Source organism: Gimesia sp. (assembly GCF_048262075.1).
Classification (GTDB): domain Bacteria; phylum Planctomycetota; class Planctomycetia; order Planctomycetales; family Planctomycetaceae; genus Gimesia.
This window is the reverse complement of the sequence record NZ_JBLXFK010000002.1, coordinates 583,631-602,975: the sequence shown is the minus strand read 5'-3', so window position 1 is coordinate 602,975 and position 19,345 is coordinate 583,631. Positions and strand designations below refer to the sequence as shown.

At 50.5% G+C, this 19,345-nt stretch carries 16 protein-coding genes; 6 read left to right on the top strand and 10 right to left on the bottom strand.

Annotated elements, in window-relative coordinates; translation table 11 throughout:
- The 5 genes from ACN0YH_RS05990 to ACN0YH_RS05970 all read right to left on the bottom strand — a co-directional run bounded on the left by ACN0YH_RS05990 (position 1) and on the right by ACN0YH_RS05970 (position 5,228).
- Positions 1-942, bottom strand: a complete 942-nt coding sequence (locus ACN0YH_RS05990; protein WP_417378651.1) for a thioredoxin domain-containing protein — start codon at positions 940-942, stop codon at positions 1-3.
- A gap of 243 nt (positions 943-1,185) precedes the next feature.
- Entirely contained in the window at positions 1,186-1,788 is a 603-nt protein-coding gene (locus ACN0YH_RS05985; protein WP_417378650.1) for an anthranilate synthase component II, read from the bottom strand.
- A gap of 23 nt (positions 1,789-1,811) precedes the next feature.
- Positions 1,812-3,296: an aminodeoxychorismate synthase component I gene (pabB, locus tag ACN0YH_RS05980; protein WP_417378649.1), complete on the bottom strand. Its 1,485-nt coding sequence runs from the start codon at positions 3,294-3,296 to the stop codon at positions 1,812-1,814.
- Positions 3,297-3,392: 96 nt separating this feature from the next.
- Positions 3,393-4,805 carry a DUF6513 domain-containing protein gene (locus ACN0YH_RS05975; RefSeq protein WP_417378648.1) on the bottom strand — a complete coding sequence of 471 codons (1,413 nt, stop codon included), beginning with the start codon at positions 4,803-4,805 and terminating at the stop codon, positions 3,393-3,395.
- Positions 4,806-4,883: 78 nt separating this feature from the next.
- Entirely contained in the window at positions 4,884-5,228 is a 345-nt protein-coding gene (locus tag ACN0YH_RS05970; RefSeq protein ID WP_417378647.1) for a 4a-hydroxytetrahydrobiopterin dehydratase, read from the bottom strand.
- Positions 5,229-5,652: 424 nt separating this feature from the next.
- On the opposite strand from ACN0YH_RS05970, the gene ACN0YH_RS05965 reads away from it, so the two are divergent.
- The 3 genes from ACN0YH_RS05965 to ACN0YH_RS05955 all read left to right on the top strand — a co-directional run bounded on the left by ACN0YH_RS05965 (position 5,653) and on the right by ACN0YH_RS05955 (position 11,029).
- Complete coding sequence (locus ACN0YH_RS05965) at positions 5,653-8,568, top strand: DUF1553 domain-containing protein (protein ID WP_417378646.1); 2,916 nt, start codon at positions 5,653-5,655, stop codon at positions 8,566-8,568.
- Positions 8,569-8,613: 45 nt separating this feature from the next.
- Complete coding sequence (locus ACN0YH_RS05960) at positions 8,614-10,077, top strand: DUF1501 domain-containing protein (RefSeq protein ID WP_417378645.1); 1,464 nt, start codon at positions 8,614-8,616, stop codon at positions 10,075-10,077.
- Between the two features lie 211 nt (positions 10,078-10,288).
- Positions 10,289-11,029 (top strand): Swt1 family HEPN domain-containing protein, encoded by a 741-nt coding sequence (locus ACN0YH_RS05955; RefSeq protein WP_417378644.1) that lies wholly within the window; start codon positions 10,289-10,291, stop codon positions 11,027-11,029.
- A 55-nt stretch (positions 11,030-11,084) separates the two neighbouring features.
- On the opposite strand, the gene ACN0YH_RS05950 is transcribed toward ACN0YH_RS05955, so the two are convergent.
- Together ACN0YH_RS05950 and ACN0YH_RS05945 are read right to left on the bottom strand one after the other, a co-directional pair.
- Positions 11,085-11,447, bottom strand: coding sequence for a cupin domain-containing protein (locus ACN0YH_RS05950; protein ID WP_417378643.1), 363 nt, complete (start codon positions 11,445-11,447; stop codon positions 11,085-11,087).
- A 100-nt stretch (positions 11,448-11,547) separates the two neighbouring features.
- On the bottom strand, positions 11,548-12,822 hold the full coding sequence (locus tag ACN0YH_RS05945) for a TIGR00300 family protein (protein WP_417378642.1): 1,275 nt from the start codon (positions 12,820-12,822) through the stop codon (positions 11,548-11,550).
- Positions 12,823-13,051: 229 nt separating this feature from the next.
- Between ACN0YH_RS05945 and ACN0YH_RS05940 the strand changes: the two genes are divergently transcribed.
- Positions 13,052-14,158, top strand: a complete 1,107-nt coding sequence (locus tag ACN0YH_RS05940; RefSeq protein WP_417378641.1) for a calcium/sodium antiporter — start codon at positions 13,052-13,054, stop codon at positions 14,156-14,158.
- 349 nt (positions 14,159-14,507) lie between these two features.
- Entirely contained in the window at positions 14,508-15,431 is a 924-nt protein-coding gene (locus ACN0YH_RS05935; protein WP_417378640.1) for a hypothetical protein, read from the top strand.
- A gap of 33 nt (positions 15,432-15,464) precedes the next feature.
- On the opposite strand, the gene xerC is transcribed toward ACN0YH_RS05935, so the two are convergent.
- From xerC to ACN0YH_RS05920, 3 genes are all read right to left on the bottom strand, one after another.
- A complete protein-coding gene (gene xerC, locus ACN0YH_RS05930) occupies positions 15,465-16,406 on the bottom strand; it encodes a tyrosine recombinase XerC (protein WP_417378639.1) in 942 nt (313 codons plus the stop codon).
- 69 nt (positions 16,407-16,475) lie between these two features.
- Positions 16,476-16,706, bottom strand: a complete 231-nt coding sequence (locus ACN0YH_RS05925; RefSeq protein ID WP_417378638.1) for a hypothetical protein — start codon at positions 16,704-16,706, stop codon at positions 16,476-16,478.
- A 105-nt stretch (positions 16,707-16,811) separates the two neighbouring features.
- Positions 16,812-18,005: a hypothetical protein gene (locus ACN0YH_RS05920; protein ID WP_417378637.1), complete on the bottom strand. Its 1,194-nt coding sequence runs from the start codon at positions 18,003-18,005 to the stop codon at positions 16,812-16,814.
- A 245-nt stretch (positions 18,006-18,250) separates the two neighbouring features.
- On the opposite strand from ACN0YH_RS05920, the gene dusB reads away from it, so the two are divergent.
- Entirely contained in the window at positions 18,251-19,336 is a 1,086-nt protein-coding gene (gene dusB, locus ACN0YH_RS05915) for a tRNA dihydrouridine synthase DusB (RefSeq protein ID WP_417378636.1), read from the top strand.
- Positions 19,337-19,345 lie beyond the last annotated feature (9 nt).

The window sequence follows — 19,345 nt, the reverse complement described above, 5'->3', positions numbered from 1 at the left end:
TTAACGGACGACTCTGCCTTCCATCGATTTGATTTTTAATACGTGCATCGTTCGACTGAAACGGTCCGGATTCTTTTTGAATTCTTCCCGGGATTCCAGGTCAACGAACAGGTACAGGTTGTGATCGTAGTAGGCACCGTATTTTGTATCGCCGGGAATGGCGCGGTCCTGCTTATTCAGAATCACAGGATCGCAGCCCAATAGTTGCGGGGCATAGCGTCCGGGATCAATCTTGAAAATTTCGAGTTCAGTACGACTGGAAAGCAGATAGGTGATGCCCTGGTAAGGCCAGCTGAATTCCTCTTTGCCTTTCGTCCATTTCCGATCCCGGGTCAAGGCGATCGGGCTGTACCCTTCCAGGCCGATCCTGGCAGGGTCCGTCGCGACATAGTCTTTTTCTTCTACTTCAATCTCAACCGATTCTTCTTCAACTGATTCATTTTCCTGTTGCTTGCGCGCCATTAGTTCCTGTTTACTTTTTCGTGCCAGATAGACTCTGCGATCATTTTCATAGCGGGAAGCACCCCGCCCGAGAAAACTTAAATAGGTGTTTTTCTGTTGCATACCGTCGGTGCGCGTAATGATGGTTCCCGTGGGTGTCAGCAGGATATCACTGGGGAGCGAACGCACATTAAAACGATCGACGAGCTGTGGATACTGATCGCTGTCGATTTTGACACCAATGATGCGTTTTCCGAGCACGCCTTTTATGGTCTGCGTACTTAGCACAGACTGTTCCATCTGATGACAGGGGCCACACCAGGAAGCATGGAAATGCACGAGCAGTGGCACGTCTTTGTCCTGCGCGATTTTTTGCGCAGCCTGAAAGTCATGCAACCATTCACCAGCGAAAGCAGAGCTGATTGATATCGCAAGCAGAGTGAACGTGACTGTTATGATTGATACAAATTGATGTCTAATGGATTCGGTGATGAATCGCATGAATATATCCCCGCAAATCTTCTGAATACATGAACGAGCTCGCGTTCAGTAAATGCGACAGCAGAGTTGTGAGTACTCTGATATCTTCGTTGTTATCGGTTCGTTGTGGGGAGGTTGTTGTGAAGTATTACACTGGATTCGAAACGTGCTGTGAGGAATTAAAAAAAAGACAGGGTCGTAACGGATTGCGCTGGAAGTTAAAAAGTAAACTTATACCAGTTTAACTAACCGGACCGGAGAAACTCACTGGAGAGTCTCTTGAGTTTGAGGTGTCGAGTCCGTAATGAACTTGAGAAAGTTTTCCAGGAGTTGCAGTCCACATTTGGTGAGAATCGATTCCGGGTGAAACTGTACACCGAATAACGGGGCACTCTGGTGTTCGATTGCCATTGGTATGCCCTCTTCTGTACGAGCCGTAATCTGCAATTCGGCTGGCAGAGTTGCTTCATCGATGATCAGCGAGTGATAGCGTGTAGCGGGGAACGGGACAGGCAGACTGGATAACAGGCGTGAATTATGATGAAAGATCAGAGACGTCTGGCCGTGTACGGGATGTGGTGCTCTGATAATTTTTCCCCCCAGACTGGCGGCGATCGACTGATGCCCGAGGCAGACGCCAAGAATCGGGATCTGCCCGGTAAAGTGACGGACCAGTTCCTGGCTGAGGCCTGCTTCTTCTGGAGTACAGGGGCCCGGTGAGAGGACCAGGGCAGACGGCTTCAGTTCCGTTGCCTGTGTGAGCGTGATCTGATCGTTGCGGATGACGTGTGTTTCCTGACCGAGCTCCTCAAAATAGCGAGCCAGGTTAAACACGAAGCTGTCATAGTTATCAATAATCAGGATCATCAAATTAATTCTGAATCAGTAGTTTAACTGTGAAGTGCGGCAATCATGCCCGCCGCCTTGTGCAGGGTTTCCTCGTATTCCAGTCGTGGTTGACTCTGGGCGATAATCCCGCCTCCGACCGGGAACTGAATCCAGCCCTTGCGCACGGTGAAGGTCCGAATCAGAATGTTGCTGTCGAATTCCCCATTCAGGCCGGCGTAAAACAGACAGCCGCAGTAGGGGCCGCGCACGGTGGGTTCAAGTTCCGCGATGATTTCCATTGAACGCACTTTAGGGGCCCCCGTAATGGAACCGCCGGGAAAGGAGGCAGCGAGCAGGTCCCAGACAGTCGTTTCGGGTTTGAGTTGCCCGCGAACTTCTGAGACCAGGTGTTGAACCGTTTCGTATGTTTCCACTGAGCAGAGGTGGGGCACTCGGATGCTCCCGGGCAGGCAGACGCGCGACAGGTCATTGCGGAGCAGGTCGACGATCATCACATTTTCAGCCTGATCCTTTTCGCTTTCCCGCAGTTCATCACGCGTGAGCAGGTCGGCTTCCGGGACATATTTTCGACGGCGAGTTCCCTTGATGGGTCGTGTTTCCACTTCGTTGTGGGATACATTCAGAAAACGTTCGGGCGAGGCACTGAGGACTGCCCAGTCATCCCAGCCAAAATACCCGGCAAACGGAGCGGGATTCTTAGATCGTAAATTCAGATAGAGTTCCGCAGGATGACTCAGCGTTCGACTGAGCAGGCGATGTGAAAAGTTCGTCTGAAATATATCACCCGCGTAAATATATTCAATGATTCGTGCAATACGATCCTGAAACTGCTGTTTACTGAAATTGCTGAAGATATGGGGATAACCTTCCAGCGGAACTGCAGAAGAAAGCGCTTCCAGAGGCAGCGGAGGCTCCGTATTCCACTGCGGCAGCGGATCGCTCCTGCTGCTACGATCAAAGAGGACTGAATCAATGCGTGCTTTGACAGACTGACAGCGTTGGGCCGCTCGTTCGTAACTCTGTGAATTCAGACTCTCGTCGAAGCCCTGCACGATCAACCAGGCACGCTGTTGTTGATGATCCCAGGCGACGACCCAGTCGTAAAAACCGACGGCGAAATCGGGGAGCTGGAATTCATCCTGTGGTGCACGGGGGAAATCTTCCCAGCAGCGTCCCAGCTCGTACGAGAGTAACCCGGCGAACCCCCCCTGAAAAGGAGGTAGTCCCGGAACCGATTCGACCCGATGGCGTGCCTGTACTTCGCGCATCAGCACAAAAGGATCTGTTCCCAACTCAGCGGTCTGAATTTGAGTCCGCGTGAGAGGATTGCACATCAAGTATGAATAGTGTCCCTGTGAGGACGACTGGCGGGCACTGTCCAGAACCAGCAGGTTGTCCTCGCCGGCAAACTCGAGCAGCAGTTGTTCCAGGTCCGGACAAGGGATCAGTTCTTCCACAAGCGGGAGCTGATTTGCGCTGAGGCTCCCCTGCTCTTGAGACAGATCCTGAGATAGTTTTCCAGACATGATACATCAATTTTTAACTAAAGCGTGCTGCGAGCACCCGACATTCAAAGGCCACTGAGACCTCAGTATAACAGGACCCGGATCGAGAAGGAATCATCAGCGAGGTCCACATTGCGGGTCTTCACCCTGCTCGCGGCGGCGGTCTAGTGCGCTGATCTCAGCCTGCGTTAAAAAGCCCCAGTTTAAGGGCTGATCCTGCTGATACTGTTTTCCCAAGGTCAGCGCCGTCATTGCTTTACACATTTCGTAACCCAGATAAAACGCATGCGAGGCCTCCAGATCTTTCGAATTGGCTGCCTGGAACTGATCAAAGAGTTCAAAGGGATCGGTGCCTTTCCAGTAGCCATCGCGGTTCATGACGTGTAAAGCATTTTCTTCTGCAAAGATACGATAATTCGGGTCCCGGATCTGAGCCGCCAGATTATCCAGCGCTTCTGTCCCCAGTTCTTTGAGCTTGGGATCTCGAAGCATGACCAGTTGGTAATCGACGTGCTTGGGTAGGGTCTGGTTATCGATGGCATACTTGACCAGACGTCGGGCGTGATCGAATTCGCCGATGGCACTGCGAGCCCAGTTGATAACTTCGGTTGCCAGAACACTGTGGATTTTCAACTCCTGGCAGATGGCGGCCAGAAGCACGTTCATACCGGCGGTGTCAACTTCCGTCAGTTCGGTCAGATTACCAATGCCCATCATAATTTCAACATCCGGAAATTCCCTGCGTGCCCGGTAATAACGTTCCAGGGATGCGGTAAAGCCGTAGCCGATCGGCTCGAGAATGGGGTCGATGCGAAAGGGCGTGCCCTGTTTTGTGAGTTGATCCACGATAGCGTGCAGCGACTCAAAATCGCTGGGGACATCGGGGATGGCGACGACTTCGACTCCCAGTTTGGAAACCCAGTCGAGGTTGGTGTGGTTACAGCTCAGAATGAGTTCGGCTCCATTTGCGACAGCCGCTTCTACTTCGGATCGCTCGAAACTGTCGATGGAAATGCGATGACCTGCTTCGATGAGCATCTTCACGATTTCTCCCGTGCGAGCCCAGCTTTCTCCGGGAACGCAGCCAACGTCGATCAGGTCTGCCCCATTTTCGCGATAGTGGTCTGCCTGTCGCAATATTTCCTCATCCGTCAGAAAGGGGGCATGGTTGATTTCTGCCAGAATTTCGATGTCATATTGGGAAAGGTCTTTGGGAGGACGATTGGCCTGCCCAAAATATTCGGGCAGGTCGAAATGATCTTTGGGACCCCGCTTGAAGGGAACGCCGAAATGATCGGTCAGCGTCTGCAGATCTCCTTTGCAGAGTCCGGGCAGCATGACCCAGTCGATGTCTGTGGGAACGGTGAGCCTGCGCTGGATCAGCGGGACATGTAGTAAGGCGGCGACCTGGACATTCAATACAACAACTTCAAACTCAAAGCCGACCTGGGGAGCCAGCTTGTCTAATACGCCGCGTAATGAAAATTCAGCCAGCCTGCCGGTTACGAACAGGATGCGTTCCTGTTTCATCGTTGATCTTTCTTCAAAGCTGCATCCTGTTCTCGGTAGTGAACCGGGCTCATTCACACACGGTAGAATAGATATGAATCAGTGGACCCATTTTTTAGGGAATCCATCCAGTGCGGAGTCTGCTTCCGGTTGCCAGAGTACGGTCTCTTCGATTTTTTTCGCGAGACTGATGTCTTTTCCTGTAATGGCGTGCACTTTATGGGTCTGAAGTTTCACTGTGACCGCTGCATAGCCAACGCTCAGGTCCGGGTGATGATTACCGGCTTCCGCCAGGTAACCGATGGTGTTGACCAGCATCAAAGTATGTGACCAGCCGGGCGTGCCATATTTTCTGCGAATCCAGCCATCCCGCAGTTCCCAGTGAGAGTAAGTGTTCAGGAATTCCTGGACTTCCGCTTCTGTTAATGCTTGATCTTCTGTCATGATTTCCCCTTTTATTCTGATCCCATAGGATGGCGATTCAATTAAACCAATCGGAATTTCAGCCGATATTACTAATAGCCTGTTTCAAAAGGCTGATGCAGTAACCGGGCTTTCGTCTAATGGACAAGCTCAGTCGCTACATGCAGTTATCCCGGGAAACAGGATAGCTTGAAAGCTACTGTACTGCATTTCGGCTCTTATTTAAATGGGGCCCAAGTCGGGATTTTCACAACATTGTTAAGAATACGGATGAAAGTGAATCGAACTAAACCTAAGCTTGGTAAGGTTTAAGTGCGAAAAACAGACTACACTTTGCGTCTCTGGCAGTGTAAAATAGAGACACAGGAGTTTGTCGACTTAAAATCTGATATTCTCCTTCCCTCCCAATTTTTCCCACCACGGTTTAACTGAGAAAGAGTGAAATATGAAGCGGCTTTGGATTCTGTTTCATCCATCTGAAACCCCCGGCCTGTTATCAGGCCTTTGCTGGTTAACCGTTTTAGTATTTTCCGTGATTAACGCACCTGGTTTGAGCAAGGCTGCTAATAATCAGAAAATTCCGGCAGAGCAGATTGAATTTTTCGAAAAAGAGATTCGTCCGGTTCTCGTAAAGCGTTGTCATGCCTGTCATGGGGCTAAGAAACAGGAAGCGAGCCTGCGTCTCGATACACATGCCTGGATGATGAAAGGCAGTGATACCGGCGCAGCCGTTGTACCGGGAGATCCTCTGAAGAGCCGCATCATACAAGTCATCCAATATCATGATGACGACAGCCAGATGCCTCCGGAGAAAAAAATGCCGGACAACGAAATCGCTGCGTTGACGCGCTGGGTGAAAATGGGGACGCCCTGGCCATTTTCTGAGAAGGATGCCAAACTGGCTCCCACCAATGGTGCTTATGATTATGAAACCCTGGCAGAAAGCCACTGGTCGTTTCAACCGGTAACCAAATCGGAAATTCCCCAGGTAAAATCTTCACAGCGAGTCTCATCGCCGGTCGATCCATTCGTCATCAAACGTCTGGAAGAGAAAGGCCTCGAACTATCGCCTGCAGTGGATCGTCGCAAGCTGATTCGTCGTGCGACCGTGGATTTACTTGGACTGCCTCCCACCTTTCAGGAGGTGGAAGCATTCGTGAATGACAAATCGCCGGATGCTTATGAGAAGCTGCTTGATCGTCTGCTGGCTTCTCCGCATTATGGAGAACGCTGGGGGCGGCATTGGCTGGACGTGGCCCGCTATGCGGATACCAAGGGGTATGTGTTTACCTCAGAGCGCCGCTACCCTTATTCTTATACCTATCGCGATTATGTAATACGTGCGTTCAATGAAGATCTTCCCTTCGATCAGTTTATTCGAGAGCAACTGGCGGCCGATCAGCTTGATCGTAAAGGTGATGACCGTTCGCTGGCAGCGCTGGGTTTTCTGACTGTGGGGCGTCGTTATCGGGGAAATATTCATGATATCACCGACGACCGGATTGACCTCGTTTCGCGCGGTCTGTTGGGGCTGACGGCATCGTGTGCCCGCTGTCACGATCATAAGTTTGACCCGGTTCCCACTAAAGATTACTACGGGTTGTATAGTGTGTTCATCAGCAGTTATGAACCGGAAGAGAAAGACCTGCCGCTGATCGGGAAACCGAAATCAGAAAAAGACTATAAAGCCTATCAGGCAGAGCGGGCTAAACGACAAAAGAACGTCGATGACTACATTCATGGTGAAGCAGATAAGTTCAGAACGACCGCCCGGCTGACAGTGGGTGATGTTCTACAGGGAGTCGCTGAAAAACAGAAACTGGCAGCAGGCGATCAAAAGCCTCAATACGAAAACAAGGAAGCGCCTCATCGGCGGTACGTCGATCTCTGGCGTTCTTATCTGGCGCGGAATGCCAAATCAAAACGGGCAGTGCTCTCTCCCTGGAACCAGTTTGCTGCGTTGAAAATGAAGCCCGAAGAATTCCCCGCGCGGGCTGCGGAAATCGTTCAGAAGCTGTCTCAACAGGAAGCAGAAACACAAGCCGATAAGCGGGTAAACCGTCTGGTTGTGCACGCTTTGAAAAACAATCCGCCAGAAAATATCTACGATGTCTGTCGTGCTTATGGAACTGCGTTCAAAGCAGTCGAACAGGCATGGGTGAAAGTACTCGCGGAAGCGGAAAAAGCCAAGAAGCCTCTGCCTGAAAAACTGGAAGATCCTGCGGCAGAAGAATTGCGGCAGATTCTATATGACGCGGATTGTCCTGCTGCCAGCAATGATGAAGTGGCAGCATCGATGTTTAACCGGGCGCAACGTAACAAAATTCGAGCATTGGAAAAACAGCTGGAAACGCTGGATGTGACGTCACCGGGTGCACCACCGCGGGCGATGGTGATGTTGGATAAAGACAAACCGGTAACTTCTCATGTGCATTTAAGGGGGAACCCGGGCCGTCGGGGTGACCAGGCACCACGGCAGTTCTTTCGAATTCTGGCCGGCGAAGACCGCAAGCCATTTGAGAAAGGGAGCGGCCGCCTGGAACTGGCAGAAGCCATCGCTTCCCAAGAAAATCCCTTGACAGCTCGAGTCTTTGTGAATCGGGTCTGGATGCATCATTTTGGTGAAGGGCTCGTCAAAACCCCCAGTGATTTTGGAGTCAGAAGCGATCCCCCATCTCATCCGGAACTGCTGGACTATCTGGCTTCGCGTTTTATGGAAGAAGGCTGGTCGGTCAAATCGCTGCATAAAATTATTATGCTGTCTGCCACTTATCAACAGGGGACGCAGGAGAGTCAGCAGGCACGCCTGATTGATTCCGATAACCGTCTACTCTGGAAACGATCACCCACGCGACTCGACTTTGAAGCGATGCGTGATTCCCTGTTAGCTGTATCGGGACAACTCAGTGAGGAATCCGAAGGCAGAGGGTTTCTGATTGATCAGATGCCAACAGTCTCAAAACGGACCGTCTATAGTTTTGTGGACCGAAACAATCTGCCTAATGTGTTCCGGACGTTTGACTTTGCGAATGTCGAATCCAGTACGGCCCAGAGGCCTTACACAACAGTGCCTCAGCAGGCATTGTTTGCCATGAACAGCCCGCTGTTAATTGAACAGTCACGTTTACTGGTTAAGGATCTGGATCTGGAAAAAGTAGCGAAAGAGCAAGGCGTTGATGCTGCGATAACAAAGCTTTATCAGCGGGTTTTATTAAGAAACCCTGCCGCAGAAGAGCTGGAACTGGGCAAGCATTTCCTCGCGCATCACCACGACCAGATTGAAACGCCAATACGCATGACCGGTTGGGAGAAATACGCACAGGTACTATGCACTTCTAACGAATTCATGTTTGTTGACTAACTAAAAAAGCTATCAAAAATTTTAATATTGCAGGAGCCTGTTATTATGGCTGATCAAATTCCACATTTTAATTGTGATCCTATTGTTACCCGTCGGCAGATGCTGCAGCGTTGCGGGACCGGCCTGGGATCTCTGGGACTGGCATCCCTGATGGCATCGGAAGGGATGTTGAATCGGGCGGCGGGCGCGTCTGCAGGCAATCCTACCTCGCCGATGGCGCCGAAGAAGGCGCACTTTCCAGGTAAAGCCAAACATGTAATTCATATCTTTCTGAATGGTGGTGCCTCGCAGGTTGATACTTTTGATCCTAAGCCTGCACTGGCTAAATATGCCGGCAAAAAATTACCAATGGAAAATCTGCGTACAGAACGCAAAACAGGTGCCTCCCTGCCCTCGCCTTTCAAATTTAAGAAATATGGCGAAAGTGGTCTGGAAGTCAGCGAACTGTTTTCCGAACTGGGAGAGTGTGTGGATGACATTGCATTTGTCCGCTCCATGTATACCAATGTGCCGAACCATGAACCTTCATTAATGATGATGAACTGTGGCGACCTGATTCAGCCGCGACCAAGTATGGGAGCATGGGTGACCTATGGACTGGGAACAGAGAATCAGAATCTGCCAGGGTTTGTGGTGATGTGTCCCGGCGGTTATCCGATTACGGAATCAGCCAACTGGCGTTCTGCCTTTTTGCCCGGAGCGTTTCAGGGAACACATATTGATACAAAATATACTGATATCGAAAAGTTGATTTCGAATATCAAAAACAAACAGCTGGTTTTGCCCGAGCAGCGTCGTCAACTGGATCTGCTACAGGCTTTGAACCGTCGTCATCAGGCAGTACGGTCTCAGGAGTCAGCACTGGAATCGCGGATTCAGTCGTTCGAACTGGCTTATCGCATGCAGATGCAGGCGTCTGATGTGTTTGATGTAAATAATGAACCAAAGCACATTCACGAAATGTATGGTAAAGGTGTGCATGCCCGCCAGATGATGATTGCCCGCAGACTGGTTGAGCGGGGAGTTCGCTATGTGCAACTCTGGCATGGAGCCGGTCAGCCTTGGGATAATCATGATGAAATCGAAAAGAACCATCGCCGTTTAGCCGGGGATTGTTCGCAGGCGATCGCGGCTCTGCTGAAAGATCTCAAGCAGCGCGGTCTGTTGCAGGATACGATTGTAATATGTGGTGGCGAATTCGGTCGTACTCCCGTGGTCGAATTACCGACTCCCGGTGCCAATGCCGGCAAAATGAATGGGCGTGACCATAATAACCATGGTTTTACGGTCTGGCTGGCTGGTGGTGGTGTCAAAGGGGGACAAGCTTATGGTGCCACCGATGAATTCGGATTTGCTGCGGTCGAAAATAAAGTACACGTCCACGATCTGCACGCGACCGTTCTGAAATTGCTGGGATTTGACCATGAGCAATTGACCTATCGTTTCTCAGGTCGCGATTTCAGGTTGACTGATGTTCACGGCAAGGTAGTGGAAGATCTGATTGCCTGATGCCAAAAGTGAACGGATCAGGTTCACTACAACCGTTTCTGCTTATCCATGAACAAATAAATCCCCTGCTTTGCATGGTTTATGTCATATCGGTCCTTGACCTGCTGATGATAACAGGGAATGATTGTTCATGTGATTCAGGAATAGGGGGATTGGGGTCGCATCCTTCGTATCGCAATTCTGAATCAGTGGCATCTTGTGGGGGAAATGTGTGGCCGGAGATAATGAACGTATCAAACGGACTCTGGATTTACTTGGGATCGGGCTCTATCCAATCATTGAGGAGGAAATGAAGGCCGTCTACAAGGATGACTGGATTGACCGTGCTAAAGAAAGCTTTCGAAATTCTACCCTGACCTCTCAACCGGAGGGCGATGCGATCCGGTGGGATGCCCATTCGACTCTGCTGATTTTGTGGGATCACTGGAACAGTGTTTTCCGCAATCGCCTGTCTCCCCTGGAGCGAAGTTTTGTTGGTGAGTTAAGGGAATATCGTAACCGGTGGGCACATCAGAGTCAGATCAGTACCGATGATACACTGCGGATTCTGGATACCGCTGCCCGCCTGTTGCAGGCGACCGGCGCGACTCAGGAGGCCCGGCAGTTACAACGCGAACGGGATCAGCTATTGCATCAGATTATGCAATACCAGGAGCAGATCATCGTTGACTCTGAAGATCATCGCCGTGAACGGATGCGTGATGCCTTCATTTTTCTGATCTGTGGGATTGCCATTGATCTGGGAATTTTCTTTTCTTATGGGACCGGTGGGCTGGCCATTCTATTTGCTGTCTTCGTCGCAGCGGTCTTTGCATTCCTGGCTTATCAGCGGTGGGTCACCCCCGACCGCCCGGCGTATGGAGCCCATGAATGTACCAATTGCGGCAAGATCATCTACGGTGAAAACTGTCCGTACTGCACAGAAACACCGCCACCAACGCAGCCGGCTTGAGCGTAGTAATAACGGATTCTGTTCTTGAGATTATGCGAATTCGGAGTACGTGGTTTCAGTCGACCCATTCGTCTGCAGGATCAAATTTGGGGAAGACGATGTTGATGATCTTCATTGATCCGAGCGCACGGTGGCGTACTCCGGGGGGAATCACAATTGCCATCCCGGCATGAACGGGAATGATTTCATCATCCAGTTGCATTTGCGCATCACTGCCACATTCGAGAAAGTAGTAGGTTTCCGTCAGCTTTTTATGATAATGCAATTCTGCATCTTCTGATATTTCGGTGACGTGCAGAGTGCCAGGGAATTCTGGGACGTCAGCAAAAGCCCGCCGTGCGGTACCGCAGGGACAGGCTGTACCTGCGATCTCAGCAAAATCGGCAAGATGATATTTTTTCTGGGTCGATTCTGTCATTTCATGTTCCCGGACAAGATCTCTGGTTTGCTTTCTGAATTCAATAATGTGCTCCGTAACTTAACCTGATTATAGCGGGTTGTAGGAGAAAGCAAAACGTTCATTCCGTTTTATGGATTTCATGCAGCAGAACCCGTAAGAACGGTTCGACGTCGGTGACGAGTCCGACAGTCTGAAATGTGCCTCGATCGGCGAGTTTGGTGACGGTGGCCGGATTAATGTCAACACAGACAACTTTGACACTGGCTGGCAGCAGATTTCCCACAGCGATGGAATGTAGTGTGGTCGCGATCATCAGACAAAAGGAAACCCCCTCTACCAGTTCACGCATTTGACGCTGAGCTTCCACTGTGTCAGTGATGACATCGGGTAGCGGCCCATCATCACGAATACTGCCGGCCAGCAGAAAGGGAACCTGATTCTTGACGCACTCATACATAATGCCGGAATTCAGTACCTTCTGATCGACGGCATTTTGAATGCTTCCCAGGCGGCGGATCCGGTTGATGGATCGCAAGTGATGTTCGTGCCCTTCTTCACTGGAGCCGCCATGCTCCATGGAAATGCCCAGGCTCGTGCCAAAAAACGATTCTTCAATATCATGAGTGGCTAGTGCATTACCGGCAAACAGCAGATTCACATAACCTTCCCGAATCAGCTGGCTGAAGTAATCTCTGCTCCCGGTATGAACCACAGCGGGGCCGGCTACTACCAGGATTTTTCCATTTCCATTTCGTGCCCGCCTCATTTCAGCGGCAATTTCTCTGACAGTCACACCTTTGGGTTTTTCGCTGGAGACCGTGCTGTTCATGAAGGAGAACCCGGAGACTTCCGGTGCACTTCGCTCCGTCGGAATAACACGCGTGCCTCGATTCCCAATCACCACAAGTTCCCCCTGTTTTACATCGGCCATAGGCAGGCAGTGGGCTGATTTTCTATCCGGGCTGACGACGACACCGCAATCCATTTCCTGTAATTCAACGGGGATCCACTCTCCCGCAATACGGATTTCCGTTTTCTGATTGGTACTGCAGTAAAAACCTTCGGGATAGGCACCGTTCATGTCTGCTGGTTCCAGGATACTGTCATGTTGCTCGACAGGAACGGCACCATGCTGGGCAATTTGAGTCAGGATTTTCTGTAGAGTCTCTTCATCGGGAGCGGAGACTTTAATCTGCGCCCGACTGCTGTCTGTGCGTAGTTGGCCGATCGAAATTTCATCAATGGCAAAGTCCCCACCCATTACGGTGATCTCATCCAGAATTTTCGGCAGCAGCAGACTGTCGATAATGTGCCCCTCTAATTCGATCTCTTCACTGAATGGGGCTAATTCCTCGGGTTGTTCTTCAGAAGAATGGGTAGATCGATTGTCCATGCGTGCTCATCCCTGCCAGGTGGTTCAATAAAATATGATTTGAAGCGATGTGATTCTGTCAGGAATCGCTGATCGCTATCTACTATTTTACGTTTTCCGGATTAAAAACATACACTCAAAATATTGTTTTAAGTCATCACTATCATATTCATAGCTGACTTTTTACTATTTTGCAGACAGATCAAATCATAAATCCCGAAAACCGTATTGGAGCAGGAGTTTGCCCTTTATGTATCTGGCTGTGGAGCCGCTCGAATTTTGGCGAATATTTATCGGACTGGATGCCCCTGCATCAATTCTGTTTTGCAGTTTCTTAATTCTCCTGGGGATGCTCAGTATTACCAAGGGAGGGGATCTGTTTACAGACAGCTCTGTTGAGATAGCGAGGTTGACACGCATCCCCCCTGTGATTATCGGCGCCACGATTGTTAGCATGTCGACCACGTTTCCAGAACTGATGGTGTCCCTCACGGGAACTCTGGCGGGCAAAGGTGATCTGGCAGTGGGGAACGCGCTGGGGTCCTGTTTATGCAATATCGGCCTGATCATTGGTACCTGTGCATTATTGAAAGGTTATCTCTCCCGGAAAAGAAATACCGAGAGTGGGATTCCGGTTTCACGACTCACCATTGTGGGCCCCGGTTTTTTCATGCTATTCTCCGGAGTTCTGGTCTGGTTATTGAGTCTGTTTTCAACAGGGGGAGCTGTCACAGAGTCCGGTGCGCCTGCCGAATTTGCCATAGCCCGCTGGCAGGCAGCGATCCTGTTGTGTGTTCTGGCGGCTTATATTTTATTTTCGCTCAGACTGGCGATGGCTTCACGGCATGACTTTGGAGAAGATCAGGAATTGCCGCCTCTCATTGAAAACCAGATCAGATACTGTTTCAAACTGGCGTTGATGTTTTTTTGTGGTGCCTGTCTGGTGGTGCTGGGAAGCCGATTGCTGGTTACCAATGCCGTGCAGGTGGCCCGGTATTTTGAAGTATCTGAACTGTTGATTGGCCTGACGATTCTGGCAATCGGGACATCGCTGCCCGAATTTACAATTTCCGTTTTGTCGATTATCAAAGGCCATGGTGCGCTCGGAACCGGGAATATCATCGGGGCGAACGTGCTGAATATCACGATGGTTATCGCCATTTGTGCCCTGATCCACCCCTTACCCATTCAACGGCAGACAATTATGCTGGATGGGCCTGTCGTCATACTGTTGATGGTGGCTATGTTGGGACTGGCCTGGAGGAAAAAGGCGATTTCTACTGCCAGTGGTGCGGTATTGCTTGCGATTTATGTCGGGTATCTGATGCTGGCAACATTCTGCTTTACCAGTAGTTAGTGTCTTATCTAACCTGGTATGGCATGTTGGCCGATATATAGACCGCACGCTCGTTGGCGTGCTTGCCTGAAATTGATCTGCTGTCAATTCCGGATTGACGGACCACCCCTCTTTTGACTTCCATAGAGTATAGGCTTGATTCACGGACCAAATTAAGAATATGATGTCTGGACTGCTTTTGTTTCTTTTTAGTGAGTTCGCTTCAGACCGAGATGGTCATCCTCTTGAGCTCGCTGGATATTCTCGTTAATCAATTATTCCCAGATTCAGTAATGTTCCCGATATGGTCAGAATTGGAATTATAGGGCTAGGCCCATACTGGGAACAGCGCTATGAGCCTGCTTTACGAATGATGGATCAGCGTATCCAGATCAAAGCAGTTTATGATCCGGTTCGCAGTCGTGCAGAACAGGTTGCCACACAATGGGGGGCGGCTGTTGTCTCGGGAATTGGCTGTCTGGCAACGCGGTATCCGCTGGATGCGTTTTTGCTGTTGCATTCAGATTGGATGAATCATTACCCGCTCACCATTCTCAGCCAGCAGCACCGCCCTGTCTATATTGCCGGCAGCCTGGGGGAAGACCTGGAATTGCTGGAAATGATTCACAGCCGGGCCTCAGAACAACTGGTCACTCTGATGCCTGAGTTCAGCCGCCGGTACTGTCAGGCGACCAGCCGCCTGTTTGAACTGGTTGTCACGCAACTGGGAAATCCTGTTTCGATTCAGCTGGAAACCTGCTGTCCTGCCGATGATCAACAGGTAGAAGTTCCCGGCCAGAAAAATGAGACCGATTTTCTGGTCGGTTTAATGGACTGGTGCTGTTATGTGATGCGCACCAGGCCGGTTCGCGTGGAGACAACACTGCATTCAGATTCGAGTGACCGATCAGAAGATTATCGACAGATTAAAATTGAATTTTTGCCTGATCCGGTCACCGCAGCAGAGCGGGTCGCTTTGATTAAAATCAAGACGCAGCAGAGGCAGGCGGAACCGCTTTTCCCCCGGCATCAGATCGAGTGTCGCAACGGGAAAGCCGAGTTCCATTCTCCTGATGAAATTCACTGGGAGAATGCAGCGAAAGCTGTCACAGAGTCGTTAAAAAGTGATCGGCGAGAGCTGGAAGTAATGCTGGATCATTTTTGTCGTCGCGCCGTTGGCGGGATTATCCCTGTGGCGAACATCAAAGATGTCTGCCAGGCGATTCAACTGGTACGTTTGTCGCGAGCCAGTCTGGATGCGGGGAAACCGCTCGGTTTTACTGCCACGAAATAAAATCGCTCTGAAAATCTGGCTGACAAATTCGACTTATTTTTTGGGACGCTGCGCATGTGGATGGGCTTTTTCATAAGTTTCAAGCAGACGCTTCGTACTGACGTGGGTATAAATTTGAGTGGTCGTCAGGCTCTTGTGTCCCAGCAGTTCCTGTACGCTGCGTAAGTCTGCTCCACCATCGAGCAGATGAGTGGCAAAGGTGTGTCTCAATGTGTGGGGACTGGTTTTTTTATCCAGCCCTGTCTGCAGGAGATACTTTTCCAGCATCCGCCCGACACTTCGTGAAGTGAGTCTGGTTTTCAGGCGATTGAGAAACAGGGCGTCTGAATCGGGATGCGCACCTGGTTTGGCTTCGCGTTCATTAATCCAGTGTGTCAGGGCTTTGGCTGCGAAACTTCCAATAGGGGCAATGCGTTCTTTGCGGCCTTTACCGAGGACGCGAATAATATTGGCATCCTGGTCCCAGTCACTCAGGTTCAACGCCACCAGTTCAGAGACACGCAGTCCAGCGGAATAAAGTGTTTCCAGAATTGCCCTGTCACGCAAACCCATTTTCTGATTTGCCGGCGGCGCTTCGAGTAACGTTCCAATCTGATCGGTCGTTAAAAAGTGTGGTAATTTTCTACCGGTTCGCGGCGTGCGGAGCGGTTTGGCGGGGTTGGTTTTTGAGTACCCTTCCCGGCAGCAATAACGAAAAAAACTGCGGAGACAGGCCAGACGTCTGGCGATCGTGGTTTTCTCGTACTGGCATTCATGAAGATAGGCGACGTACCGCCTGAGTTCACTGATTCCGATTTGATCAGGGGGAAGCAGCGACCCCTCGTATTCGGTAAGATATTCCACCAGACTTTCCAGATCTTCCGCGTAAGACTTCAGGGTCAGATCTGAAGAATTTCTTTCGATTTGCAGATATCGCAGAAAGTGGTCAATCGCATCGTGAAGGTCAATCGACCTGACTGTTTGCGAAGTGATCATGTTACATTCAAAATCGTCTGGTGGTGATAGTAGAGCGAATTTATGTGAGTGGACTTCGCTGAAGTCGTATCAGGCCGTTTTACGCAGGCGGCCTGACTGTTCTTCCAGCTCTGCTTCCCGTCTGAGCTTACGTACCTTCTGACTCATGACAGCCGCATCATACCAGGTGAAGCTCAAGTCTTTGTCAGCCGCATATTGACCGAGTGTCTGCAACATTTGTGAGGAACTGACATCATCGTAGAGAAACACATAACGTTCAGAATCTTTGACTAACGCGACGACATTCATTTGTTGTTTCACTGTAGCAGTCCTTTGTTTATCGTCAGAGCACTGGAATCTAAGACTGGATAGGTTGGGGGTGCTCATAAAACCGCAATATTAAATATCGGCTTCTGAGCGGTGGGATTATCGGTATTTTCTTACTTTGAAGATGATCTGATGCTTAGCTTGTCCGCCATGCAGTGTTAACATCTCTAGAATCATTAAATGTGATGTAAACCGTATAAAGTCCTCACTCCGGTGCAGATAGGCTTCCCAGCCACCACTGCGGCGGTCTCCGCTGACTTCGAGATAATCACGTAAGTGTGCTACCAGAGCCGCATCCGAGCCGTCGAAGAGACGTGTGTACGACATGAAAGGCTGGTGGGGATCAAACGTTCCTACCTGAGTCGGAGGACAGTAATCTTCGAATTGCTTCACAACCGAAGTATTATTTTGGGGGGGGACGGGAGAAGTGGAGAGTGCAGGTTTCGGAGCGACAAGGGTCTGTTGCCCTGCACTGGCCTTTGTCTGTGCTTCTGTTGGCAAGGGAGCGTGCAGCGGTGAGTTGAGTGTTAGAGAACCCTGATTGGCTTGTGCGGCAGCTTGAATGATGGCTGACTGGTTTTGTGTATAAGGCCAGGAGTCAAGTGAATCTGTTGACTGACCACGAATCACCGTCTCCACAGCAGCAGGTGGTTCAGAGAGATCGACAGGACAGCCTTGCGGACAGTCCTGCATACCCGCTTTATGGATCGCTTTTTCTGTTTTTCGCGTTTCTTTTTTCTCGATGTGAGCAGCATGCCTGACTTCTTTATTCAGTTGATGCTCTTCATGTCTCGCTTCTCTGGCTGCGACTCGGTCCATTTTGAACAGCTGGTTCCACATCGATTTTTCAGCGTGACGCTCTTCCACCATCAGTGGCATACCCGGAATGAATTCCTGAGAATGAGGAGAATACCAGGAAACCTGCATACCAATGCGGGGCGGATAATAGGGTGAGTAATCTGTAATCGCACCGATGACAACCGCATCCACGTTCAGAATTTTGGCCAGTTTCAGCACATCATCCGGATTATTCATCTGCAGCTGATTTTCCACCATCGCAACTTCAGCGACTCCCAGTGGTAAAACCTGAAATCCCGGTACTTTCTGTAGTTCTGAAAAATAGGCGAGCGCAAAACGGCGACCATCCACATCCGGTTCCTGGCTCAGATTGAAAAATGGAACCACCGCTACGGTTTTAAGTTTCGGATTGGGATTGGTGACGGAGGTATGCATAATCACACACCCAGACAGGCTGCCAAAGCAGATCAGCATTAAAAATATGCGTGTCAGCACCAGAAAGTTCCCAGGGGATGAAGTAAGAAAGAATCGATATCAACGTTATCGGCATAACCGGTAGAGTAACTTCAATAAGAAATGTCTAATCAGATCCCCTATATTAACTTTTGCCTCAATTTCTCTGTTTTCAGGTCGTTCGAACCTGGGAGAATCTCAAATGGGGGCATTTGCAGGGACTGGTTCGACTGATAAAATGCGTTGAATTATTGAATTGCAGCCCCTTTAAGTTGATGAATGAACCGATGAAACCAGCTTGTCCGCCGAAACCCGATTCCCGTCCACCAATCTGTTATGGTGCGCTGCAGCTGGAATCACGCTACTTGCTGTCTCCGCTGGCAGGATATACGAATTTACCGTTTCGTCGTATCGTGCGAGAATTGGGAGGCGTGGGACTGGCGACGACTGATCTGGTCAATGCCCGGGGGCTGCTGGAAGGGAGTGAGAAAACACTCCAGCTCACCCAGACCTGCCCTGAAGATTCCCCGTTCGCCGTACAGATTTTTGGAAGTGAGCAGCAGCAGATGAAAGAGGCAGCGCAGTTACTGGAGTCGAGGGGCGTGGATTCGATCGATATCAACATGGGTTGCCCGGTGAATCGGATCGTCAAAGGGGGCGCCGGGGCCAGTATGATGTGCCGTCCGAGTGATACCGTTTCACTTGTGCAATCTGTGGTTGAAGCGGTCAAGATTCCTGTCTCTGTGAAGATGCGACTGGGCTGGGATGATAGTGAGCTGTCTGCGCCGTTCTTTGCGCGGGAATTTGAAAAGGTGGGGGTGGTCGCGGTTGCCATCCACGGCCGGACCCGGGAACAGGGATTTCGAGGTGTTGTGAATCACGATGGAATTCGGCGTGTGGTAGAAGCCGTTGAGTCGATTCCGGTGATAGGGAACGGCGACGTCACGAATGTCGCTGAAGCGGACTTCATGCTGAAGTCGACCGGCTGCGCGGGGGTTTCGATCGGCCGTGGGGCACTGGCAAATCCGTGGATCTTCAGGCAACTGGTGCAGTGGGAGCAGACCGGGGCGTACGAACCGCCCGGGAACTTTGACAATCGCCTGGAACTGCTGTTACGACAGTTTCGTTATCTGCTGGAGATGACAACCGAAAAGCGGGCCATTTCCATGTTCCGGAAAATGGGGCACTGGTATTTAAAGTCGATGCGCGTGAAACCCGCCTTGCGCCATGAATTTCAACTGGCCTCGAACCTGGATGAGTTTGACCAGGCCGTGCAGAATATTGCCACGGAGGGGCCTGCAGTCGGTTCCCGCAGTGGTGTTCTGCCAGATATGCATATTCCCGTTCCCGGCGGACCGGTGGAACGCTGGTAAGCAGCGAAC